Source organism: Rhizobium sp. TAL182 (genome assembly GCF_002117725.1).
GTDB classification, from domain to species: Bacteria; Pseudomonadota; Alphaproteobacteria; order Rhizobiales; family Rhizobiaceae; genus Rhizobium; species Rhizobium esperanzae.
In genome coordinates this window covers 4,004,850-4,027,086 of sequence record NZ_CP021024.1, presented here as the reverse complement: position 1 = coordinate 4,027,086, position 22,237 = coordinate 4,004,850, and the positions used below count along the sequence as shown (strand labels likewise).

Sequence of the window (22,237 nt, the reverse complement as noted above, 5' to 3'; positions counted from 1 at the left end):
GGGGCGCTAACGTGATCTCGGCCGTCCATTGACAGCGGAGGCGCGACCATGGCCGATTATCGTCTGGAAACAAGCTGGCGCCCCGTCGAAAGCAGTTTGGGGCGCTTGACTTTCACGCTCTTTAATCTTTCAGCCGAGCCGCTTTCCGGCTTCTCGCTCGCCTATACGTCGGAGACGCGGGTTGCCGACAAATATGTCTGCGATGGTGGCAGCCTGAAGCGACAAGTCGCGCATCTGCATGAGTTCCGGCCGCCAGACGGGCTGAGCGTGCCGCCGGGCGGCCACTGGCGGTTCACCGTCGAGGGGCTGACCCGAGAACCGAAACATGTGACATCAGGGGTCAAATCGGCCTATCTGACACTTGCCGACGGGCGCCATGTTCCCGTCGGTTTCGGCGATCTCCTTCTCGAAGGCCGGGATGGCGGCATTTCGCCGCCACTTCTGCCGCCGGGCCGGGTGGAGGAGCCTTATTCGCTGCTGCCCTGGCCGCTGGCGCTCGCGCTGAAGGCGGGAGAGCTGCCGGTCGTTCTTTATCCGGCCGAGAGCACACGACCCGAAGCGGTCAAGGCATTGTCCCTGGTTCTTTCGCTTTACCAGCGGCTCTATCCGGCCGAAAACGTGCCGTTCTCGCTCTGCGGCGTAAAGGGCGGGCGCGCTATTCGTTTCGTCACCGAATCATCGATCGCTGCGCTCGCCTATGAAATACGATTTACCGCGCATGAGGTCGTGCTCTCCAGCGCGGATGCGACGGGTCGGCACTATGGCCTGATCAGTCTCGCGCATCTTATACACGGCGCGCATGCCGATCGGGAGAGCTTCAGATTTCCTGATTTCGGCACGATCGCCGACCAGCCGCGTTATGACTGGCGCGGCTGCCATCTCGATGTGGCCAGACAATTCCATCCGGTGGCTGACGTCATGCGGCTGATCGATATCCTCGCCTGGAACAAGCTCAACATCTTCCATTGGCATCTGACCGACGACGAAGCCTGGCGGCTGGAGATCAAGGCCTATCCCCAGCTTACGGAGATCGGCGCGCGGCATGGCCCGGACGAGGTGCTCGTGCCGCAGCTTGGTGACGGGGCGGAACCGCGCTCCGGCCATTACACGCAGGAGGACGTCAGGCGGATCGTCGCGCATGCCGCCGCGCTGCATATCGAGGTAGTGCCGGAAATCGACGTTCCCGGCCACAGCACCGCGACGCTGTTCTCGCTGCCCGCGCTCGTCGACGGGCAGGAGGCGCCGGACAGCTATCGCGCCGTCCAGGGTTATCCCAACAATGCCCTCAATCCGGCGGTCGAATTCACCTATGAATTTCTCGGCAAGGTGTTCGACGAGATGATCACGCTCTTCCCCGGTAAATATATTCATATCGGCGGCGACGAGGTCGCAAGTGGCGCCTGGCTTTCGTCGCCGCTTTGCAAGGCGCTGATGGAGCGGGAGAAAATTGCCGGCACGGCCGAGCTGCAATCCTATTTCCTGAAACGGATCAAGGCCATGTTGTGGGAGCGCGGCAAGAAGCTCGCCGGCTGGAACGAGGTTTCACATGGTGGCGGCATCGACCGCGACGGCACTTTGCTGATGGCTTGGGAAAAGTCCGCTGTCGGCCTCGCGCTGGCGCAGCAAGGCTATGATGTGGTGATGACGCCGGGCCAAGCCTATTATCTCGACATGGCGCAGGCGGAAGCCTGGGATGAGCCAGGTGCGAGCTGGGCGGGCCACGCACCGCCGGAACATACCTATGCTTACGAGGCCGAGGGCGAGTTGTCGGAAGCATTGCGGGACAGGATGCGTGGGGTTCAGGCCTGCATCTGGACCGAAAATTTCCTTTCTCGCGCCTACTTCAACCGGCTGGTCTTCCCGCGCCTTTCGGCAGTCGCCGAAGCCGGATGGACGCCGTTGGAACGCAAAGACTGGAACCGGTTCGCAGCGATCGTGCGGATGTGGCCGGTGCTTTAGGCAGCGGCATCGGCTTTCAGACCCAGCAGCGCTGCGCCGATCAGGCCGGGTTCGATGCGGCATTCGCTCGGCACCACCAGCGGACGGTCGAACTTGCGCAGGATGCGGGTGCGCACCGCCTGGTCGAGCTCGGCGAGCAGCGGCGCGACATTGGAAAGTCCGCCGCCGACCGGCACGATGGTCGCGCCTGTTATGTTGACCGTCAGGGCGAGCGGCGAGGCGACGAGATCGACATAGACATCGATGGTGCGCGTCGCCTTCTCCTCGCCGCGCCGCCACTGATCGATGATCTCTTCGCTCGCACGGTCGAGATCATGCAGCGTCTTGTGCAGGCGCTCGAGGCCGCGGGCGCCGCCGACGGTGTCGACACAGCCCTTCTGGCCGCAGCCGCAGGCATAGGCGGGAATGGCGACGGGCGGATTGCCGGCCGTCGATGCGATGATCGGGCCATGACCCCATTCGCCGGCAAAGCCTCCGGATTCGTTGACAAGGCGCCCGTCGGCGACCAGGCCGCCGCCGACGCCGGTGCCGAGGATGGCGCCGAACACGATACGGTGGCCGCGGCCGGCGCCGAGACCGGCTTCAGCCATGGCGAAACAGTCAGCGTCATTGGCGATCAAAACAGGCAGAGCAAGTTCGGCTTCGAGGTCGGCTGCGAGCGTGCGGCCGTGGATGCAGGGAATGTTGGCGCAGGTCAGCCGCTGGGTATCGGGATCGACGACGCCGGCGATCGACAGAGCAACGCGGCTCGGCTGTTCGCCGATTTCGGCGATGATGTCGCGCAGGGTCTCGACGAAAGCGGCAAAATCATCCTTCGGCGTCGGCCGGCGGCCGAGGGGGACGATGTCTGTCTCGGAGCGGGCGATGCCGCCCTTGATGGCGGAGCCGCCGATATCGAATGAAATAATCATTGCCTGCCTGCCGTTTCTCTGGCCTTCAGCGTCTGCTCGCACTGTTGGCCAAGAATTACAAGCCTTGATGCATCTGCCTGCCATGGGCTTGCGGCGCAAAGGAGCGATGGTCGAACGCAAATAGCCGCCGACAGGTCTTCTCATTGATTTCCTGTCCCTTAAGTCATTCAATTGGCATATTGCGCGGCCAAACTCGGACCCTGCACTTCCATCATCTACCGGTATCATGAGCATCGAAAACGCCGATTCCAACAGACGCAGAAGACCCCGTCCGCCACGTCCCAAAGGCCGCCGCCTCTCAGCGGTCCTGCGGCAGCTGGCAGGCGACCGAAGCCGGGAGTGGATTTCGATCGGCGATCTGTTCGAGACGATGGGTGACAGAGCGATCAGTGCGCTGATGCTGATCTTCGCGCTGCCGAACGCCTTTCCCACCCCGCCCGGCACCTCGGCCGTGCTCGGCGCGCCATTGGTTTTTCTGGCGGTGCAATTGACCTTCGGGCTGAAACCCTGGCTGCCGAAGGCGATCGCAAACCGTTCGATGCGGCGGGAAGACTTCGAGACCATTGTCGGCCGCATCCACCGCTGGCTCGCCTGGGCGGAGCGCATGCTGAAGCCGCGGCTTGCGATCTTCGCCGAGCCGCCGGCGGAATATTTCGCCGGCCTTGCCTGTCTGCTGCTTTCGATCGTGCTCGTTCTGCCGGTTCCGCTCGGCAACATCCTGCCGGCAATCACCATTTCGGTGTTCGCTTTCGGCATTATGGGCCGTGACGGGCTCTTCGCGCTCATCGGCTTTATCATGACGACCGTGTCGCTCGTCATTGCCGGCAGTGTGATTTACGGTCTCGCCAAGGCGTCGATTTATTTCGTCATGCAATGGTTCGCCTGAGCGGTGGCGTCAACAGGCTCGACATTTTCGGGAATTTTGTTTTGATCTGGCGCATAGAGACTCACATCAAGCCGGCGGCGGCAAGCCGGCTCATTTTGCGCGGTAGGCAGTAGATGGCAAAAAGATCAGAGACCCCTGCACGGCTCGACGATGCAGCCCGTGCCGGCTGGCTTTATTACGTCGCCGGACGCACGCAGGATGAAATCGCTGCCGCGATGGGCATCTCGCGGCAATCGGCGCAGCGGCTGGTGTCGCTTGCGGTCGCCGAGCGTCTGATCAAAGTGCGGCTCGACCATCCGATCGCTGCCTGCCTCGAGCTTGCGAACCAGCTGCGGCGAAAATTCGGGCTGAAACATGTGGAAGTGGTGCCGAGCGATGCGGGTTCCTCATCGACCACCGTCGGCATCGCCGAGGCGGGTGCGGCCGAGATCGAGCGCTGGCTGAAGCGGCCGGAACCGATCGTGCTGGCGGTCGGCACCGGCCGCACGCTGAAGGCGGCGGTCGATCAGCTTCCGGCGATCGAATGTCCCAATCACCGGATCGTCTCGTTGACCGGCAATATCGCGCCGGACGGTTCGGCCGCCTATTACAACGTCATCTTCAGCATGGCGGATGCGGTCAAGGCGCGGCACTATCCGATGCCGCTGCCGGTGCTCGTCACCTCGGCCGAAGAACGGGAGCTGCTGCATGGCCAGCAACTGGTGCGCTCGACGCTCGACATGAGCGCGCAGGCAGACGTCACCTTCGTCGGCATCGGCGAGCTCGGCATCGACGGGCCCCTCTGCGTCGACGGCTTTCTCGAGAAGGACGAAATGATGGAGCTTATGCGTGGGGGCGCCGTCGGTGAAATCTGCGGCTGGATCTTCGATGTCGACGGCAAGCTGCTCGACAACCCGATCAACGAGCGCGTCGCCTCGGCGCCGATCCCGTCCCGCGAGGCATCGATGGTCATCGGGCTCGCCAAAGGCAAACGCAAATTCAAGGCGATCAGAGCCGCCGTCGTCGGCCATCAAATCAACGCGCTGATCACCGACGAAGAGACGGCCGAATTTTTGCTCAAAAGCTGAGCAAAAAATATCGCAATTAAATCAAAAGGAAGACCGTTGTCTTCGGCATCGCAGCAACGATTGCCGATTGACTTTTTTCATGGAGTGGTGAGTAATTGCTCATGAGCAAAGCGAATGCTCACATCTCGTCTTCTGGGAGGAAGATATGACATTGAGAACTTTCCTGCTGGGCGCCTGCTCAGCACTGGCGTTTGCCGGCATGGCTTCGGCCGAGACGCTGACAATCGCGACCGTCAACAACGGCGACATGATCCGGATGCAGAAGCTGACGGATGATTTCAAGGCGAAGAATCCCGGCATCGACCTCGAATGGGTCACCCTCGAAGAGAACGTGCTGCGCCAGAAGGTCACGACCGACATCGCGACCAAGGGCGGCCAGTACGACGTTCTGACGATCGGCACCTATGAAGTTCCGATCTGGGCAAAACAGGGCTGGCTGCTGCCGCTCGACAATCTCGGCGCCAATTATGACGTCGACGACCTGCTGCCGGCGATCCGCAGCGGCCTGACCGTGGACGGCAAGCTCTATGCGGCGCCATTCTACGGCGAAAGCTCGATGGTGATGTACCGCAAGGACCTGTTCGACGCCGCCGGGCTGAAGATGCCCGACGCCCCGACCTGGGATTTCATCGCGGACGCAGCCCGCAAGGTCACCAACAAGGACAAGGAAATCTACGGCATCTGCCTGCGTGGAAAGGCCGGCTGGGGCGAGAACATGGCGTTCCTCACGGCCATGTCTAATTCCTTCGGCGCGCGCTGGTTCGACGAGAAGTGGAAGCCGCAGTTCGATCAGCCTGAGTGGAAGGACACGTTGGACTTCTACGTCAAGCTGATGAAGGATGCCGGCCCTCCGGGCGCCTCCTCCAACGGCTTCAACGAGAACCTGGCGCTCTTCCAGACCGGCAAGTGCGGCATGTGGATCGACGCAACGGTTGCCGCTTCCTTCGTCGCCGATCCGAAGCAGTCGCAGGTCGCCGATAAGGTCGGCTTTGCGCTCGCCCCGGACAAGGGCCTCGGCAAGCGTGGCAACTGGCTCTGGGCCTGGAGCCTCGCCGTCCCGGCAGGCTCGCAGAAGGTCGAAGCTGCCGAGAAGTTCGTCGCCTGGGCTACGAGCAAGGAATACACCAATCTCGTCGCCGAGAAGGAAGGCTGGCTGAACGCACCTCCGGGCACCCGCAAGTCGCTCTATGCGAATGCGGATTACCAGAAGGCGGCTTCGTTCGCCAAGATGACGCTCGACTCGATCAACTCGGCCGATCCGACCAAGCCGACCGTCAAGCCGGTCCCCTATGTCGGCGTTCAGTTCGTGGCGATCCCGGAATTCCAGGGTATCGGCACGGCTGTGGGCCAGCAGTTCTCGGCAGCCCTTGCCGGCCAGATTTCGGTCGATCAGGCGTTAAAGAGCGCACAGCAGCTGGCAACCCGGGAAATGACCAAGGCCGGCTACATTAAATAAACCTCCTGAGAAGAGGCGGATCCTTGACAATCCGCCTCTCTGGGCCGCCGATTGCCCAACCGCATCGGCGGCCTCTTTTCCAGATTAAAGCTGCCTTGCGGCCGCTCCCTGCATCAGATCAGATCGGTGATTGCCATGGCAACAACACATACTCGCTCCGCGGCGCGCCTGATGATTGCGCCCTCCGTGCTGTTCCTCTTTGCGTGGATGATCGTCCCGCTCGCGATGACGATCTATTTCTCGCTGCTGAACTACAATCTGCTCAGCCCCGGCATGGAGAGCTTTGTCGGCCTGCTGAACTACGAATATTTCCTCTCCGATCCGGCCTTCATCGCCGCGCTGATCAATACGCTGCTGCTTGTTGCCGGCGTTCTTGTCGTCACCGTCGTCGGCGGCATCGCCTTTGCACTGCTGCTCGACCAGCCGATGTACGGCCAGGGCATCGTGCGCATCCTTGTCATCGCGCCGTTCTTCGTCATGCCGACAGTGGCTGCACTCGTCTGGAAGAACATGTTCATGAACCCGGTCAACGGCCTGTTTGCGCATCTTGCGAAGGCGCTCGGCCTGCAGCCGATCGACTGGCTGGCGAATGCGCCGCTGGTTTCCGTCATCCTCATCGTCGCCTGGCAATGGCTGCCCTTCGCCACCCTCATCCTGTTGACGGCGCTGCAGTCGCTCGACGAGGAGCAGAAGGAGGCGGCTGAAATGGACGGCGCCGGCGCGATCTCGAAATTCATTTACATCATCCTGCCGCACATGGCGCGCGCCATCACCGTGGTGATCCTGATCCAGACGATCTTCCTGCTTTCGGTCTTCGCCGAAATCCTCGTCACCACCAATGGCGGGCCGGGCACCGACAGCACCAATCTCACCTATCTCGTCTATGCGCAGGCGCTCCTGCAGTTTGATATCGGCGGCGCTTCGGCAGGCGGCATCGTCGCGGTCGTGCTTGCCAATATCGTCGCGATCTTCCTCGTCCGCCTCGTCGGCAAGAATCTGGAGGCTTGAGATGGCCAGAAAAGTCACAACTCAGCGCAAGGTCATCATGACTGCGATTGCCTGGACGCTCGGCATCCTGATCTTCTTCCCGATCCTCTGGACCTTCCTGACCAGCTTCAAATCGGAAGCCGACGCCATCGCCTCGCCGCCGCAGTTCCTGTTCTTCCACTGGACGACGGAGAACTATGCGGAAGTGCAGAGCCGCTCGAACTATCTCAGCCACTTCATGAACTCGGTGGTCATTTCCTTCGGCTCGACGCTGATCGGACTGGTCATCGCCATTCCGGCCGCCTGGGCGATGGCCTTCGCGCCCACCAAGCGGACCAAGGATGTGCTGATGTGGATGCTCTCGACCAAGATGATGCCGCCTGTGGGCGCGCTGATCCCGATCTATCTGATGTTCCGCAATTCGGGCCTGCTCGACACGCGCACCGGGCTAGTGATCGTGCTGACGCTGATCAACCTGCCGATCATCGTCTGGATGCTCTACACCTATTTCAAGGAAATCCCCGGCGAGATCCTCGAAGCAGCCCGCATGGACGGCGCGTCGCTGATGAAGGAGATCGTCTACGTGCTGACGCCGATGGCGGTGCCCGGCATTGCCTCGACGCTGCTTCTGAACATCATCCTTGCCTGGAACGAGGCGTTCTGGACGCTTAACCTCACCGCTTCGAAGGCGGCGCCCTTGACGGCCTTCATCGCCTCCTATTCCAGCCCGGAAGGCCTGTTCTACGCCAAGCTCTCGGCGGCCTCGACCATGGCGATCGCGCCGATCCTGATCCTCGGCTGGTTCAGCCAGAAGCAACTCGTCCGCGGCCTTACCTTCGGCGCAGTGAAATAAGAAAAGGGAGACAAACATGGGCAGCATTACCCTTCAGAAGGTTTCCAAGGTCTTCGGCGAAGCCAAGGTCATCCCTTCGATCGATCTCGATATCAACGACGGCGAATTCGTCGTCTTCGTCGGTCCATCCGGCTGCGGCAAGTCCACGCTGCTGAGATTGATCGCCGGTCTCGAGGACGTGTCCGGCGGCAAGATCGTCATCGACGGCAAGGACGCCACGGAAAAAGCGCCGTCGGAACGTGGCCTTGCCATGGTGTTCCAGTCCTATGCGCTTTATCCGCATATGAGCGTGCGCAACAACATCGCCTTTCCGCTGAAGATGGCGGGCGTCGACAAGGCGGAAATCGACCGCAAGGTGACCGACGCCGCCCGCGTGTTGAACCTGACCGACTATCTCGAGCGCAAGCCGCGCCAGCTTTCCGGCGGTCAGCGCCAGCGCGTCGCCATCGGCCGCGCCATCGTGCGCCAGCCTTCGGCCTTCCTCTTCGACGAACCATTGTCGAACCTCGACGCGGCGCTGCGCGTCAACATGCGCCTCGAAATCAGCGAGTTGCACCAGCAGCTGAAGACGACGATGATCTATGTCACCCATGACCAGGTCGAGGCCATGACCATGGCCGACAAGATCGTCGTGCTGAACAGGGGCAATATCGAGCAGGTCGGCTCGCCGCTCGAACTCTACAGCCGCCCGCGCAATCTTTTCGTCGCCGGCTTCATCGGCTCGCCGAAGATGAATTTCATCAAGGGCCAGAACGCCGCCGAGCTCGGCGCGCATACGCTCGGCATCCGTCCCGAACACATGCTGCTGTCGATGGAGAGCGGCGATTGGAAGGGCAGGGTCGTGGTCGCCGAGCATCTCGGCTCCGATACGTTCCTGCATATCGATGTCGAGGGGATCGGCATGCTGACGGCGCGCGGCACCGGCGATTTTGCCGCGCAAGCGGGCGATACGGTCTATCTGACGCCGGACCGTTCGCGCATTCACAAATTCAACGAGGGCGGCCTTGCGATCTGAGCAGGCGGCCGGCTGGGGGCAGGCATGCGAGCTGGGCGATGGCGCCCGGCCGTCTCGGCAAGACCTTCAAGAGGACTGAAACATGACGTGCAAATTATCGCTGGCAACGCTTTCGGACGCGGCGCGCACTGCCGCAATCCCTTCCTATGACAGGGCGTCGCTGAAAGCCGGCATCGTGCACTTCGGCGTCGGCAATTTCCACCGCGCGCATCAGGCGATCTATCTCGACGATCTCTTCAATCAGGGCGCCGATCACGACTGGGCAATTATCGGTGCCGGCGTTCTGCTATCGGATGCCGCCATGCGCGAGAAGCTTGCGGCGCAGGATTTCCTGACGACGGTGGTGGAGCAGGACAACAACAAGACGGCGGCGCGGGTCACCGGCCCGATGATCGACATTCTGCCGGTCGGCAATCCCGCCGCCGTCATCGCCAGGCTTGCCGATCCCGAGATCCGCATCGTCTCGCTGACCATCACCGAAGGCGGATATTTTATCGATGCTTCAGGCACATTCAATCCGGCCCATCCTGCTATCGCCGCCGATGGACAAAATCCCGGTGCGCCGAAGACGGTCTTCGGTCTGATCGTTGCCGGCCTGAAGGCGCGCAAGGACAAGGGCATCGGACCCTTCACCGTGATGTCCTGCGACAACATCCCCCATAACGGCGTCGTCACCGCCAATGCCGTGATCGGCACGGCAGCCCTTTCGGATCTCGGCCTTGCCGACTGGATCAGGGCCAACGTCGCCTTCCCAAACGCGATGGTCGACCGCATTACGCCGGCGACCGGCCAGCGGGAGATCGATTTCCTCAGGGACAATTTCGGTATCGAGGACAACTGGCCGGTTTATTGCGAAGAATTCAAGCAGTGGGTGCTCGAAGACAAGTTCACGGCCGGCCGCCCGGCCCTGGAAAAGGTTGGCGTCACCTTCGTTCCGGATGTCACGCCTTACGAGCATATGAAGATCCGCATCCTCAACGGCGGACATGCCGCGATCGCCTATCCGGCGGCGCTGATGGACATTCATTTCGTGCACGATGCGATGGAAGATCCGCTGATCCGGGCTTTCCTGGCCAAGCTCGAGAAGGACGAGATCATTCCGATCGTGCCGCCGGTGCCGAATACCTCGCTGACGGATTATTTTGCTCTCATCGAGCATCGGCTTCTCAATCCGAAGATCGCCGACACCATCCCGCGTCTGGCGCAGGATGGCTCGAACCGCCAGCCGAAATTCATCCTGCCGTCGACGCTCGACAATCTGCGCCAGGGCAGGGATGTCATTGGCCTGGCGCTGGTCTCGGCGCTCTGGTGCCGTTATTTCGCCGGCAAGACCGACAGCGGCAAGGAAATCGTCTTCAACGACGCCAGCGCCGAGCGCCTGCACGCGGCGGCGCTGAAGGCAAAGGACGATCCGTCGGCCTTCCTCGTCTTCGATGATATTTTCGGCGAGGTGGCGAAATCGGACCTTTTCCGAAAACGTTTCGCTCGTGCTCTTAAAACCTTGTGGGAAAAGGGCACGCGGGAAACGCTGCAGCTCTATCTCGACGGCAAGCTCGCAGTGTAAGGGAATGCGGGTGGCGGCATCGGCTGGCCATCCAATCACGTCTTGCGGACGAAGCGGGACAATCATGCGTCCGAATTGAAGTCAGGTTGGGTCTTTCATGGCTGATGCTGAACCACGGCTGGTCATTTTCGATTGCGACGGCGTGCTCGTCGACAGCGAACCGATCTCGATCAGCGTACTCGTCCGGGCGATGAGCGATCTCGGGGTTTCAATCACCGAAGACCAGGCCTATGAGCGCTTCCTCGGCCGCAGCCTGGCAACCCTCATCGATACGCTCGAAATCGAGTTCAATATTCACGCCGGCGAGGAATTCCTCGAGCGCATCCGCACCGATCTCTACGCTCGGTTCCGCACCGAGCTGAAGCCGATAGACGGCATCGCGGCGACGATAGACGGGCTCGGCATTCCCTGTTGTGTCGCTTCTTCAAGCCAGATGGAGCGAATCCGGCTGTCGCTTTCTGTCACCGGACTTCTCGACAAACTGCCCGACATCTTCAGCGCGACAATGGTCAAGCGCGGCAAACCGGCCCCCGATCTCTTCCTCCACGCGGCGCGGCAGATGCATGTCGAGCCCGGATCCTGCCTTGTCATCGAGGACAGTCCGGCTGGCATTGCCGCCGCCAAGGCGGCGGGCATGACGGTCTTTGCCTTCACCGGCGGATCGCATGCGAATTTCGCTGGATACCGCGCCGAACTCGACCGACTTTCGCCTGATGTGGTGTTTGACGCCATGCCGGATTTGATACACCTTGTCCGCAACCATAAGCTGGACGGGACTGCGATTTGATGCGTGATCATGTGGTTGCGGTGGATGTCGGCACCGGCAGTGCGCGCGCCGGCGTCTTCGATGCCAGCGGCCGTCTGCTGGCCAAGGCCGAACATCCGATCGTCATGAACCGGCCGCGTGAAAACCACGCTGAGCACGATTCCGAAGACATCTGGTCGGCCGCCTGTACGGCGGTGCGCAGGGCAATGGAGCAATCCGGTATCGCTGCCGCCTCGGTCGGAGCAATCGGCTTCGACGCGACCTGTTCGCTTGTCGTCCGCGACGTCGAAGGCCGGCAGATCAGTGTGTCCACAACAGGCGAGCGGCGTTTCGACACCATCGTGTGGCTCGATCATCGGGCGCTGAAGGAAGCCGACTTCTGCACGGCGACGGAGCACAGGGTGCTCGAACATTCCGGCCACGTCATGTCGCCGGAAATGGAAATGCCGAAACTGATGTGGCTGAAGAAGAAGCTGCCGGCAACGTGGGAAAAGGCGGGCTATTTCTTCGATCTCGCCGATTTCATGACCTGGAAATCAACTGGGTCGACTGCTCGTTCTCGTTGCACGCTGACGGCAAAATGGAACTATCTCGCCCATCTCGAAAAGGGATGGCAGCAGGATTTCCTGCAGCGGATCGGGCTCGACGATCTTCAGGCCCGCGGCGGGCTGCCGGACGAGACTGTGCCGGTCGGCGGCAGTATAGGCCGGCTGACGGCTGATGCGGCCGAGGCGCTGGGGCTGACAACGGAGTGCCATGTCTCCGCGGGAATGATCGACGCCTATGCCGGGGCACTCGGGGCGCTCGGCGGTTATGCCGCCGATCCCGTAGCACGCGAGCGCCAGCTGGCACTGATCGCCGGGACATCGAGCTGCATCGTCGCCTTCTCGCAGGAGTGCAAGCCGAGTCACGGCATGTGGGGGCCTTATTACGAGGTTGTCTTCCCGCAGTCCTGGCTGGTCGAGGCCGGGCAATCTGCGACCGGTGCGCTGCTCGACCATATCGTGCGCATGCATGCGGCCGGCGGTGAGCCGACGGCGGCGCTGCACCGGAAGATCGTCGCGCGCATCGCCGAATTGCGGGCAGAGGAGGGCGATGTTTTCGGCGAGCGGATTTTTGTGCTGCCGGATTTTCACGGCAATCGCTCGCCGCTTGCCGATCCGCATGCCGTCGGTGTGATCAGCGGGCTGACGCTCGACACCTCCTTCGACGGGCTCTGCGCGCTCTATTGGCGGTCGGCGGTGGCGATCGCTCTCGGCATCCGCCATATCCTGGAGACGATGAAGGAATATGGCTACGTGCCCGATACGCTGCATATCGCCGGCGGACACGTCAAGAACCCGGTGCTGATGGAACTCTATAGCGACGCCACCGGCTGTAAGGTCGTGGTGCCGAAGATGAACGAGGCGGTGCTGCTCGGCACGGCGATTGCGGCATCCGTGGCCTGCGGCCTGCATGAGGATCTGGCGGCAGCCGGCGAGGCGATGTATCCGGGCGGCGACGAACGGCTTCCCGACAAGGCGAAACAGGCGCTTTACGACCGCGACTACCGCCGTCTTCTGGCCATGCATCGGCACCGTGCCGAACTGGAAGCGATGTTCTGAAAGCTCACATCTAGTGGTTTGCGGTTTCACCGAGCACGGTCGCAAATTCCAGCATGCGGCGGCGGCGGAGGGTTGCCTCCTCTCCGACTTCGAGAATGACGGATTCGGACAGGCAATCGAGCAGCGCGATCAGCGGCGGAAGATTGTCGAGATCAGGGGCGCGTGCCGGCGGCAAGGACAGCATGACGTTTGACTGATCTGCCATCCAGTCTGCTTGCTGAGGCGAAATCAGCACGACCTTGTAGCCGTAGCGCCGGGCGGTTCTGGCAAGCAGCCGTGCCTTGGCGAAACGGCGGCAGTCGATGATGACGAGCAAAGCGTCGTCGACGGCCTGCCTGGCGAAGAGTTCGGCAAAACGGTTGTCGGTGGCATCGAGCGTGCGAACACCATCACGGGCTTGCGTCAGCCGCTGGCAGAAATGATTGGCAAGGCTTGCGAGCCGCGCATGCGTGGCGATCGATACTTCGCGGGCCGTGCTGATCAGGCGGACGGCTTCGGCCCAAAGCGGCTGCGCCGTCAGATGATAGATGTGATGTAGGGCCTGGATCTGCTCGGCAACCAGCACGGCAAGCGGCTTGCCCTCCGCGGCGTCCGCGTGCAGTTCGCTCATGGCGCTCTGCAGCTGCGCCGGCGATGTGGTCACGGTCTCGCGAATTTCCACCTTGACGCTGTCCAAACCCTGGTAGCCGAGCGCGCGCAGGAAGCGCCCGACGGTCATCGGCGAGAGATCCAGCCTGTCGGCGACAGATGCTGCCGTCTCAAACGGCAGGTCGTTCAGGTGCTCGGAGAAATATTTCGCAATGCGACGCTCGGCCGGTGTGCCGCTTTTTACGTATTGCCTGAGTTTGTGCACAAAGTCTTCCACATCAGCCTCCCCGTATTTCCTCAGAGGCGTTCCGTGGATGCGCTAACGCGCCCCTTTGTCTTTGCAACTATTTTCGGAAGCTGCTTCTCAGGCTCGTATTTCTGCGTCTGATAATATTATATTCGTTCTAATATTGCGACAAGTTTCTATTACAGCATGCAATTTTATTCTCTCTTGTCGGTAGCATTCGCCTTTCCTACATCTTCTGCGTAACCGGAGACGCTGAAGAAATGATTCTTGATGCCGCACGCCTTTCGCTCGCCAATCTGTTCGCGCCGGAGACACGCTCGGTCTTCTGGAAAGTGCTCGGCCTGACGCTTCTCGTGCTCGTCGGCCTCTGGTTCGCGCTACGCGGGGCCTTCATGGCCTTTCTCTTTCCCTGGCTCACCAGCTTCTTTCCCGATATGCCGGATTGGGCCGGATGGTTTGCTCTGATCTTCGCAATCCTGGCCGGGATCGGCCTTGCGCTCGTGCTGGCGCTGCTGCTTTCTCCGGTCACGGCGCTGATCGCAGGCCTTTTCCTCGACGATGTCGCCGACGTTATCGAAAAACGTGACTATCCCGCCGACGCGCCGGGCGCCGCCATGCCGCTCGGCCCGGCGATGGCGAGCTCGATCAAATTCCTCGGAGTGGTGATCCTTGGCAATATCGTGGCCTTGTTGCTGCTGTTCATTCCCGGCGTCAATCTGGTCGCTTTCTTTCTGGTGAACGGCTACCTGCTCGGACGAGAATTCTTCGAATTCGCCGCCATGCGCTTCCGTCCGCCTCATGAGGCACGGCTCTTCCGCACCAAACATGCGCCGACGGTCTTTCTCGGCGGGCTGGTGATCGCCCTCTTTCTGGCGATCCCCGTGGTCAACCTGCTCACGCCCCTCTTTGCGGCGGGCATGATGGTGCATCTGCACAAGCTGATTTCCGCAAAGGACGCCGGTTTCCGCGCCTGAGGCTCAGCCAGCTAAGGCTGAAGTCTCGTACATTAGCGCGAACTTGGCGCGCGGTGGGATTGGCGTGATGAGGTCGATCATCGTGGCGGACGCCGAACGGCGGAGTGATGAGCAGGCGATCACTGTTCTACTCGACAGCCTCGCCGATCGCTTGCGGCGGCAGTTCGACGAGAGGGGCCGGCACGTCCGAGCTTTTCTCCGGCGATTTGCAAATATCGGCGATGACGCAGCGCTCGCATTCGGGGCGGCGTGCCTTGCAGGTGTAGCGCCCGTGCAGGATCAGCCAGTGATGAGCATGGTAGAGGTAGTGTTTCGGTACCACTTTCATCAGGCGCGCTTCGACCTCATCAGGCGTCTTGCCGGGAGCAAGCCTGATGCGATTGGCGATCCGGAAGATGTGGGTGTCGACGGCCATGGTGGCCTGGCCAAAGGCCATGGACAGCACGACATTGGCAGTCTTGCGGCCGACGCCGGGCAGGCGAACCAGTTCCTCGCGCGTTTCCGGCACCTTGCCGGCGAAGTCGTCGACCAGCATTTGCGAGAGCGCGATGACGTTTTTCGCCTTGTTGCGGTAAAGGCCGATCGTCTTGATGTAATCGCGAAGCTTGTCCTCGCCGAGATCGAGCATTTTCTGCGGCGTATCGGCCGCCTTGAAGAGCGCCCGCGTCGCCTTGTTGACACCGGCATCGGTGGCCTGGGCGGAGAGAGCCACCGCCACGACAAGGGTGAAGGGGTTGGTGTGCTCCAGCTCGCCCCGCGGCTCGGGCCGCTGCACCGAAAAGCGACGGAAGATTTCCTCGCGTTCAGCCGGCGAATAGGCGGTCTTGACCGCCGCCGCCGGTTTGCGGCGGGTGATCACATTCGTGCCTTGCGGCAGGGATTTGAGTTTCGGATTCGCCATAGAAACTCTATACTCAGCGGTCATGACGGAAAGCAACGCCAACAGCTCCAACGAGCAGCCTGTTTTCGCCGCCGAGCTCTTCCCCCACCGGTCGCTCGGCCGCCGGGGCTTCAAGATGCTGCTCATTCTGTCCGGCGCCGTCTGCTTCCTCTATGGGATGTTCTTCATCGCCACCGGCGCCTGGCCGATCGGCTTCTTCTTCGGATTGGATTTCGCGCTTCTTTACGGCGCCTTCTGGCTGAATTACCGCTCCGGACGGGTGCGCGAACAGGTCACCGTGTCGCGCACGGACGTATCGGTGCGCAAGTTTGCCCCATCGGGGCGGATGGTGGAGCATCATTTCAACCCGTTCTGGGCGCGGTTCCTCGTCCGAAGGCACCAGGAGATCGGCATCCTCTCCATGCATATTTTCGGCGAGGGCCGGCGCACGGATATCGGCTCCTTCCTCAATCCTGACGACCGCGAAAGTTTCGCCAAGGCCTTCAAGGGCGCGCTCGCCACCGTCAAGCAGCGTATCTGAGCGTATCAGGCGAGCGCGCAAGAATCGGGTGGTTTACGCTCCGCCTATTGATTATCTCCTTGTTACAAGGAGAAAGACCATGGATATGATCGCGAACCTGCAGACCGACATCACGCCTGACGGCCCTGATTACGATATCGTCCGTCGGGTCATCGAACTTATCACCGAGGATTATCGCGACCAGCCGTCGCTGGAGGCGATCGCCGCTAGGCTCAACCAGTCGCCGACGCAGCTGCAGAAGACCTTCACCCGCTGGGCTGGCCTCTCGCCGAAAGGTTTTCTGCAGGCGGTGACGCTCGACCACGCCAAGCGGCTGCTGCGCAAGGAAGACATGCCGTTGCTCGAGACGTCGATCGAAGTCGGCCTCTCCGGGCCGAGCCGCCTGCACGACCTTTTCGTGACCCATGAGGCGATGTCACCCGGCGAATGGAAGGCAAAAGGCGGCGGCCTCACCATCCGCTACGGTTTTCACATCTGCCCCTTCGGCGTGGCGCTGATCATGGTGACCGATCGCGGTCTTGCCGGCCTTGCCTTCAGCGATTCCGGCGGTGAAAGGGCTTGCCTCGAGGACATGACCTGTCGATGGCCGAATGCCGAATACATCGAAGACCTGCAGGCGACGATGCCCTATGCCGCCCGCATCTTCCAACCCGGAAAATGGTCGTCCGAGCAGCCGCTCCGCGTCGTGCTGATCGGCACGGACTTCCAGGTGCGTGTCTGGCAGAGCCTCATGAAGATACCGTTCGGCAAGGCGGTCACCTATTCCGACATCGCCAACGATATCGGCCGGCCGACGGCGCAGCGCGCCGTGGGCGCTGCGGTCGGGGCAAATCCGATCTCCTTCGTGGTGCCTTGCCACCGGGCGCTCGGCAAGAACGGTGCGCTGACGGGCTACCACTGGGGCCTCACCCGCAAACGGGCGATGCTCGGCTGGGAATCGGCGCATGCGTAAAGCATGCCGTGCAAAAAGCACGGCATGGGGCACGGCAAGCCAATCTGAAAGATCACGGCGCGCTTCAGGCCTGTTCGGCCAGATCAAGCAACGCCTGCGCGGCACCTTCATCGGTGATCAGGGTGTTGCAGCCGATGCGCTTGATCGTGGCGCGGATGGCGGTGGCCCGGTGGGCGCCGCCGGAGGAAAGCACGATGTGCTTGGCCTCTTTCAACATATCGAGGTCGACGGACATCACGCGCTGGTTGATCGAGTGGTCGACCGAATTGCCGTCCTTGTCGAGGAAGTTGAACATGGTGTCGCAGACGCAGCCGGCATTGATCAGTTCCTGCAGCTCGGCCTTCGATATCCAGCCTTCCGATAGCGAGGTCGAGTGCGGCCCGATATCACCGCAGCTGACGATCGCGAGATCGAGATTTTCGGCTAGACGGTAGATCGTGTCCAACCCGCATTTGTCGATCAGATTGCGTTTGGTTTCGATCGAATCGACGAGAAGCGGCGCCAGGAACATGTAGCATTCGGCGCCGAGCTGATTTGCCAGCCGCCAGGTGTAATCGATCGGATTCGTCTGGTGCACGGCAACGATACCGCCGAGCAGCGAGACGACCTTACAATTGGCGCGGCGTGGCGGCCGGAAGCTTGCCAGCGAGGCGGTCATGGTGCGGCCCCAGCCGACACCGATCGTATAGTCGTCAGGAATGGCTTCGGAGAGGAACTGGCCAAGCGCCAGACCGACGTTTTTTGCCAGCGAATCGACGTCGCAATGAACCGGCGCAGGCACGACGATCGCCTCGTCGAGGCCATAGGCACGCTCCAGCTTGACCGAACGCTCGACGCAATCGCCGATCGAATCATTGATCCAGATCTGGACCTCGCTGCGTTTCATCGACTCGTCGAGCAGGCGGATCACCGTTGTCCGGCTGATGCCGAGCTGTTCGGCGACGTCTTTCTGGGTCAGGCCTTCATTGTAATAGAGCCATGCGGCCCTCAGCCGCAGCGAGGATGCCTCGGAATAGGCGGTATGGGTGCCGCGTTTGAGCTTGACCACGTCTCCTCCCGCAGGATTTTCGCCTAAATCCCTGGTGGGACGAAAGGCTGCGCCTGTGCGTTTGTCGCCGGGATAATGACGGGTGTGACACTTATGTCAATCGGAATGCACAAATGTCCTTGACTTTTCCTTGCGCGAACGGCGATAGTCCTCGCGACACGAAGTCGTCCCTGTCCCGTCCGAGGAGGACATAGTGCGGGCATGCCGAAAGTCACGACCGGACTCCGAGCCGCAGGCCGCCCTGCTTGCGTTCGAGAATCCGTTTGACTGCATCAGGAACATGGCCAGTGTGCTTCACGTTTATGAATTATCCGTGACGGATGCGCCCGTTGTTCGCCGCTGAATGCAGGCCGTCTGTCCCAAGATCACCCTTGCCGGGCGGAACGCGCCGACCCTGCAGCCCGAGTTCAAACAAGGATTATTGATCATGACATCCAAGCTTGACCAACTTCGCGAGATCACCACCGTCGTCGCCGATACCGGTGACATCGAAGCCGTCGCGCGCCTGAAGCCGGTCGATTGCACGACGAACCCGAGCATCGTGCTGAAGGCGCTCGGCACGCCGATGTTTGCCGACGCCATCAAGGAAGCCGTCGCCTGGGGCAAGAAGCAGGGCGGCAATCCGGAATCCGTTTCCTCGGCCGTCGCCGATCGCCTCGCCATCTCCGTCGGCGCCGCGCTGGTGAAGCTCGTCCCAGGCCGCGTCTCGACCGAGGTCGACGCCGATCTCTCCTTCGATACCGAGGCTTCGCTTGCCAAGGCACGTTCGATCATCGCCGCCTACAAGGATCGCGGCATCGATCGGGATCGCATCCTCATCAAGCTCGCTTCCACCTGGGAAGGCATTCGCGCCGCGGAAGTGCTGCAGAAGGAAGGTATCGACTGCAATCTGACGCTTCTGTTCAGCAAGGCCCAGGCGATTGCTTGCGCCGACGCCAAGGTGTTCCTGATCTCGCCCTTCGTCGGCCGCATCCTCGACTGGTACAAGAAGTCGACCGGCAAGGACTACACCGCCGAGGAAGATCCGGGCGTCATCTCCGTCCGCGAGATCTACAATTACTACAAGGCGAACGATATCAAGACGATCGTCATGGGCGCCTCCTTCCGCAACGCCGGCGAAATTGAAGCCCTTGCCGGCTGCGACCGGCTGACCATCAGCCCGGCGCTGCTCGACGAACTTTCCAAGGATAACGGCAAACTGGAGCGCAAGCTCTCGCCGGAAAGCCGCAAGCCCGATGCAAAGGTCTCGGTCGACGAAAAGACCTTCCGCTGGATGATGAACGAAGATGCGATGGCGACGGAAAAGCTCGCGGAAGGCATCCGCGCTTTCGCCAAGGACCTGTCGACGCTGCGCACCATGGTGCAGAAGGAACTGCAGCTCGCCGCCGCCTGATAGAGCACGCCAACAATCGAAGGCGCGGATGCCGGCTGGCAACCGCGCTTTTTTCATGCTCTTATCAATGACATATGCTGTCGGAGACCGATATGGCGGATGAGGAACCGGCAAGTTCGCTTGTGGCACTCGCACTTGCCCGCAAGCACGCAAGCTTCATCATCGCCGCTGTTGCCGGACTGGTGGTCTTCCTGTTTCTGACCTCGCGGGAGGTCAGCGCCGGCAATATCCTGTTCGGCTGGAATGTCAGCGCCATTGTTTTTGTCGCGCTCAGCTGGCGCAAGATGCTGCGGGCGACGGTCGAAACGATCCGGAAACGCTCCGCCGATCTCGATTTTTCCGATACCGTTTTGCTGGCCCTTTCGATCGGTGCTGCGCTTGCGAGCATCGCCGGCATCGGCACCGAGCTTCATTCGATCAAGGAGGCACCACCTGACGTCGCGCTAACGCGGGCGGGTGCCGCGGTGCTGACGATCCTGATCTCCTGGATTTTTCTGCATACGCTTTTCACCATCCACTATGCCCATTACTTTTATGGCGGGACGGACGAAGAGAGCGGCCTCAAATTTCCCGACGGAATCGAAGAGCCCGGCTACTGGGACTTCCTCTATTTCTCCTTCACCATCGGCGTTGCCGCGCAGACCGCGGATGTTGCGGTCAGTTCGACCAGCATGCGCAAGCTGACGCTGCTGCATGCCGTGCTGTCGTTCCTTTTCAACACGACGATCCTGGCGCTGGCGATCAATGTCGGGGCAAGCCTGCTTTAACCCCTTGCCGCCTTCCTGAAGAGCGCCTCGAACTCGGCCAGGTCGCCGGCGGCGACATCCGAAATCGCTGAGAAAATGAGCCCGCCATCCGACCATTGCTCCATATTGTAGCCGTCATGCACGGCTGTCGTCTCTGCGGCCGATCCTGCGGGCCAAACGAACAGGTTGATGACATGGCCGTGGCGCCGGTAGACGAGGGCCGCAACGGCGCGCCCACCGAGATAGTCGACACGCCCGCCGATCAGGGGAAAGCCGTCCTTGGAGAGGTCGCTGACCGGCGGCGAAAAATCGAGCTTACCGTTGAACCACGGTTTTACCGTATGCTGATCCGAGGTCAGCACGTCGGTCAGATGGTCGGCCATCATCGACCTGATATGGCTTGAAAGGATCTGTTCCTGCAGAAGCGCGGTCTGAGACGGTGCGTTGACGAACAGGAAGGCGCCGGCAGCCAACGCTGCGAGTGAAGGGACGAAGCTCCATTGCCGGATGAAAACCAGGGCGCGGCGCCAGCCGGGCACCTGGCGTGGCAACGGCAGGCCGGATGTCGTCGCCTGTTCAAACGACAGCATCGACAGGACATGTGAACGCAGCGCTTCGGACGGTCGCCATTTGACGCCATCTTGGTCGATGATCTCTCTCACGGCCTGAACTCTTTCCATCTCCGCCCTGCAATCCGTACAGGTAGCAAGATGATCCTCGAATTGTGCCGCGTGGACCGAATCGAGTTCGCCATCGACAAAGCCATGCAGCATGACACGCCATTCCGGGCAGCCTTTTTGGTGCGCGTCGCTCATCCTGCAGTCTCGCCTTTGTCGCATGTGTGCCAGGCTTCACCAAACTCACGCCGCGCCCTGGCAAGCCTCGACATGACGGTGCCAATCGGCGCGTCGATGATTTCGGCGATCTGCCGGTAGGAGAGATCCTCAAGCTCCCGCAAGACGAGGATTTCCCGCATTGCCTCGGGGAGCCGGCTAATAACAGCGCGTACGCGCTGCTGTTCGCTTCGCCGGATCGTCGCCGCCTCCGGCGAATCCTCCTCCGAGGCGATCTCGTTCTCACCTGTTTCGTCGTCGTCGCCATCACTCAGATGCCGCTCGAACCGCGCCTTGCGGCGATCCTGCTGGCGCCAGGCATGGCAGCAGTTCCTCACGATGGCAAAGAGCCAGGCGCGCGGATCGCCACCGCGATAGCTATCGAAGTTGCGGAAAGCACGCAGGAATGCATCTTGGACGATATCTTGTGCCGCATCCGCGTCGCGGCTGAGGAACCGGGCAAAATTATAGGCAGCGTCAAGGTGCGGAACGACAATGTTCTGAAAGCGCTGCATGAGTTCATGCTGCGCGGTCGCATCGGCCGCCGAAGCAACCCGCTCGCCGCTCGCCTTTTCCGAGACCATGGGGTGGAACAACCGCGCTGCGCTGTCGAGAAGCACGGCCAGCGGCGATGGTCGAAGACGGTCCTTCCAATGTCGCCACGCCAGCGGCAACCACTCGTTTGATCCGATGGGATAGGTGATCTGAGCGTTTGTCATCATCCTCCCTGCCTCAATAGTAGCCGAATTTAAGAGCGAGATCCGCAGGCATGGAGTGCGGTCCCTTGCCGTCTAGACTGACCGGCACGCAGTTTTATTCCAACCGAAGCCAATTTATTTGCACGCGGCCGGATAGCCGGCCGCGGACGATAGAAATGACGATGTCTTTTCAAGCGCTTGAACAAATGACGCTCGAGATCGGGAATAAGTGAGTCCGGCTGGCGATCTAGTTCGTCAGCGAGGGCATC

The 22,237-nt window shown here is 61.3% G+C and carries 21 protein-coding genes; 15 read left to right on the top strand and 6 right to left on the bottom strand.

Annotation, left to right across the window (positions count from 1 at the left end):
- Positions 1–48 precede the first annotated feature (48 nt).
- Positions 49–1,959 carry a family 20 glycosylhydrolase gene (locus Tal182_RS20060; RefSeq protein ID WP_085860525.1) on the top strand — a complete coding sequence of 637 codons (1,911 nt, stop codon included), beginning with the start codon at positions 49–51 and terminating at the stop codon, positions 1,957–1,959.
- On the opposite strand, the gene Tal182_RS20055 is transcribed toward Tal182_RS20060, so the two are convergent.
- Complete coding sequence (locus Tal182_RS20055; RefSeq protein ID WP_085860524.1) at positions 1,956–2,870, bottom strand: ROK family protein; 915 nt, start codon at positions 2,868–2,870, stop codon at positions 1,956–1,958. The genes Tal182_RS20060 and Tal182_RS20055 overlap by 4 nt on opposite strands.
- Positions 2,871–3,177: 307 nt before the next feature.
- Here Tal182_RS20055 and Tal182_RS20050 point away from each other — a divergent pair, with 307 nt between their 5' ends.
- From Tal182_RS20050 to Tal182_RS20010, 9 genes are all read left to right on the top strand, one after another.
- Positions 3,178–3,756 (top strand): exopolysaccharide biosynthesis protein, encoded by a 579-nt coding sequence (locus Tal182_RS20050; RefSeq protein WP_170965855.1) that lies wholly within the window; start codon positions 3,178–3,180, stop codon positions 3,754–3,756.
- A 113-nt stretch (positions 3,757–3,869) separates the two neighbouring features.
- Positions 3,870–4,823, top strand: a complete 954-nt coding sequence (locus tag Tal182_RS20045; protein WP_064805109.1) for a sugar-binding transcriptional regulator — start codon at positions 3,870–3,872, stop codon at positions 4,821–4,823.
- A 145-nt stretch (positions 4,824–4,968) separates the two neighbouring features.
- Entirely contained in the window at positions 4,969–6,279 is a 1,311-nt protein-coding gene (locus Tal182_RS20040) for a sugar ABC transporter substrate-binding protein (protein ID WP_011426894.1), read from the top strand.
- A 135-nt stretch (positions 6,280–6,414) separates the two neighbouring features.
- A complete protein-coding gene (locus Tal182_RS20035) occupies positions 6,415–7,287 on the top strand; it encodes a sugar ABC transporter permease (protein ID WP_020922334.1) in 873 nt (290 codons plus the stop codon).
- A gap of 1 nt (position 7,288) precedes the next feature.
- Positions 7,289–8,119, top strand: coding sequence for a carbohydrate ABC transporter permease (locus Tal182_RS20030; RefSeq protein WP_085860523.1), 831 nt, complete (start codon positions 7,289–7,291; stop codon positions 8,117–8,119).
- Between the two features lie 16 nt (positions 8,120–8,135).
- A complete protein-coding gene (locus tag Tal182_RS20025) occupies positions 8,136–9,134 on the top strand; it encodes an ABC transporter ATP-binding protein (RefSeq protein WP_085860522.1) in 999 nt (332 codons plus the stop codon).
- A gap of 82 nt (positions 9,135–9,216) precedes the next feature.
- Positions 9,217–10,698, top strand: a complete 1,482-nt coding sequence (locus tag Tal182_RS20020; protein ID WP_085860521.1) for a mannitol dehydrogenase family protein — start codon at positions 9,217–9,219, stop codon at positions 10,696–10,698.
- A 97-nt stretch (positions 10,699–10,795) separates the two neighbouring features.
- Complete coding sequence (locus Tal182_RS20015) at positions 10,796–11,485, top strand: HAD family hydrolase (protein WP_085860520.1); 690 nt, start codon at positions 10,796–10,798, stop codon at positions 11,483–11,485.
- Positions 11,485–13,068 (top strand): FGGY-family carbohydrate kinase, encoded by a 1,584-nt coding sequence (locus tag Tal182_RS20010; protein WP_085860519.1) that lies wholly within the window; start codon positions 11,485–11,487, stop codon positions 13,066–13,068. The genes Tal182_RS20015 and Tal182_RS20010 overlap by 1 nt, the downstream gene beginning before the upstream one ends.
- Before the next feature lie 10 nt (positions 13,069–13,078).
- On the opposite strand, the gene Tal182_RS20005 is transcribed toward Tal182_RS20010, so the two are convergent.
- Positions 13,079–13,933 (bottom strand): MurR/RpiR family transcriptional regulator, encoded by an 855-nt coding sequence (locus Tal182_RS20005; RefSeq protein WP_085860518.1) that lies wholly within the window; start codon positions 13,931–13,933, stop codon positions 13,079–13,081.
- Positions 13,934–14,163: 230 nt separating this feature from the next.
- Between Tal182_RS20005 and Tal182_RS20000 the strand changes: the two genes are divergently transcribed.
- Positions 14,164–14,877: a sulfate transporter family protein gene (locus tag Tal182_RS20000; protein WP_085860517.1), complete on the top strand. Its 714-nt coding sequence runs from the start codon at positions 14,164–14,166 to the stop codon at positions 14,875–14,877.
- 127 nt (positions 14,878–15,004) lie between these two features.
- Here the strand turns inward: Tal182_RS20000 and nth are convergent, their stop codons facing one another.
- Complete coding sequence (gene nth, locus Tal182_RS19995) at positions 15,005–15,802, bottom strand: endonuclease III (protein WP_170965854.1); 798 nt, start codon at positions 15,800–15,802, stop codon at positions 15,005–15,007.
- Between nth and Tal182_RS19990 the strand changes: the two genes are divergently transcribed.
- Both Tal182_RS19990 and Tal182_RS19985 read left to right on the top strand, forming a co-directional pair.
- Positions 15,801–16,298: a DUF2244 domain-containing protein gene (locus tag Tal182_RS19990; RefSeq protein WP_085860515.1), complete on the top strand. Its 498-nt coding sequence runs from the start codon at positions 15,801–15,803 to the stop codon at positions 16,296–16,298. The two genes, nth and Tal182_RS19990, sit on opposite strands and share 2 nt — an antisense overlap.
- Before the next feature lie 79 nt (positions 16,299–16,377).
- Complete coding sequence (locus Tal182_RS19985; protein ID WP_085860514.1) at positions 16,378–17,250, top strand: bifunctional helix-turn-helix domain-containing protein/methylated-DNA--[protein]-cysteine S-methyltransferase; 873 nt, start codon at positions 16,378–16,380, stop codon at positions 17,248–17,250.
- Between the two features lie 64 nt (positions 17,251–17,314).
- Here Tal182_RS19985 and Tal182_RS19980 read toward each other — a convergent pair whose 3' ends face one another.
- Entirely contained in the window at positions 17,315–18,298 is a 984-nt protein-coding gene (locus tag Tal182_RS19980) for a sugar-binding transcriptional regulator (protein WP_085860513.1), read from the bottom strand.
- Positions 18,299–18,725: 427 nt separating this feature from the next.
- Here Tal182_RS19980 and tal point away from each other — a divergent pair, with 427 nt between their 5' ends.
- Together tal and Tal182_RS19970 are read left to right on the top strand one after the other, a co-directional pair.
- Positions 18,726–19,691 carry a transaldolase gene (gene tal, locus Tal182_RS19975; protein ID WP_085861002.1) on the top strand — a complete coding sequence of 322 codons (966 nt, stop codon included), beginning with the start codon at positions 18,726–18,728 and terminating at the stop codon, positions 19,689–19,691.
- 92 nt (positions 19,692–19,783) lie between these two features.
- A complete protein-coding gene (locus Tal182_RS19970; protein WP_085860512.1) occupies positions 19,784–20,458 on the top strand; it encodes a DUF1345 domain-containing protein in 675 nt (224 codons plus the stop codon).
- On the opposite strand, the gene Tal182_RS19965 is transcribed toward Tal182_RS19970, so the two are convergent.
- Complete coding sequence (locus tag Tal182_RS19965) at positions 20,455–21,252, bottom strand: anti-sigma factor (RefSeq protein ID WP_085860511.1); 798 nt, start codon at positions 21,250–21,252, stop codon at positions 20,455–20,457. The two genes, Tal182_RS19970 and Tal182_RS19965, sit on opposite strands and share 4 nt — an antisense overlap.
- Positions 21,249–21,992 carry a sigma-70 family RNA polymerase sigma factor gene (locus Tal182_RS19960; RefSeq protein WP_085860510.1) on the bottom strand — a complete coding sequence of 248 codons (744 nt, stop codon included), beginning with the start codon at positions 21,990–21,992 and terminating at the stop codon, positions 21,249–21,251. Before Tal182_RS19960 ends, Tal182_RS19965 begins: the two co-directional genes overlap by 4 nt.
- Between the last annotated feature and the right edge of the window lie 245 nt (positions 21,993–22,237).

What these genes read in the sequence shown, in the direction of transcription:
- Tal182_RS20060 (WP_085860525.1), top strand. Translation starts at nt 49, where the DNA reads ATGGCCGATTATCGTCTGGAAACAAGCTGGCGCCCCGTCGAAAGCAGT.
- Tal182_RS20055 (WP_085860524.1), bottom strand. Translation starts at nt 2,870, where the DNA reads ATGATTATTTCATTCGATATCGGCGGCTCCGCCATCAAGGGCGGCATC.
- Tal182_RS20045 (WP_064805109.1), top strand. Translation starts at nt 3,870, where the DNA reads ATGGCAAAAAGATCAGAGACCCCTGCACGGCTCGACGATGCAGCCCGT.
- Tal182_RS20040 (WP_011426894.1), top strand. Translation starts at nt 4,969, where the DNA reads ATGACATTGAGAACTTTCCTGCTGGGCGCCTGCTCAGCACTGGCGTTT.
- Tal182_RS20035 (WP_020922334.1), top strand. Translation starts at nt 6,415, where the DNA reads ATGGCAACAACACATACTCGCTCCGCGGCGCGCCTGATGATTGCGCCC.
- Tal182_RS20030 (WP_085860523.1), top strand. Translation starts at nt 7,289, where the DNA reads ATGGCCAGAAAAGTCACAACTCAGCGCAAGGTCATCATGACTGCGATT.
- Tal182_RS20025 (WP_085860522.1), top strand. Translation starts at nt 8,136, where the DNA reads ATGGGCAGCATTACCCTTCAGAAGGTTTCCAAGGTCTTCGGCGAAGCC.
- Tal182_RS20020 (WP_085860521.1), top strand. Translation starts at nt 9,217, where the DNA reads ATGACGTGCAAATTATCGCTGGCAACGCTTTCGGACGCGGCGCGCACT.
- Tal182_RS20015 (WP_085860520.1), top strand. Translation starts at nt 10,796, where the DNA reads ATGGCTGATGCTGAACCACGGCTGGTCATTTTCGATTGCGACGGCGTG.
- Tal182_RS20010 (WP_085860519.1), top strand. Translation starts at nt 11,485, where the DNA reads ATGCGTGATCATGTGGTTGCGGTGGATGTCGGCACCGGCAGTGCGCGC.
- Tal182_RS20000 (WP_085860517.1), top strand. Translation starts at nt 14,164, where the DNA reads ATGATTCTTGATGCCGCACGCCTTTCGCTCGCCAATCTGTTCGCGCCG.
- Tal182_RS19990 (WP_085860515.1), top strand. Translation starts at nt 15,801, where the DNA reads ATGACGGAAAGCAACGCCAACAGCTCCAACGAGCAGCCTGTTTTCGCC.
- nth (WP_170965854.1), bottom strand. Translation starts at nt 15,802, where the DNA reads ATGACCGCTGAGTATAGAGTTTCTATGGCGAATCCGAAACTCAAATCC.
- Tal182_RS19985 (WP_085860514.1), top strand. Translation starts at nt 16,378, where the DNA reads ATGGATATGATCGCGAACCTGCAGACCGACATCACGCCTGACGGCCCT.
- tal (WP_085861002.1), top strand. Translation starts at nt 18,726, where the DNA reads ATGACATCCAAGCTTGACCAACTTCGCGAGATCACCACCGTCGTCGCC.
- Tal182_RS19970 (WP_085860512.1), top strand. Translation starts at nt 19,784, where the DNA reads ATGGCGGATGAGGAACCGGCAAGTTCGCTTGTGGCACTCGCACTTGCC.
- Tal182_RS19965 (WP_085860511.1), bottom strand. Translation starts at nt 21,252, where the DNA reads ATGAGCGACGCGCACCAAAAAGGCTGCCCGGAATGGCGTGTCATGCTG.
- Tal182_RS19960 (WP_085860510.1), bottom strand. Translation starts at nt 21,992, where the DNA reads ATGATGACAAACGCTCAGATCACCTATCCCATCGGATCAAACGAGTGG.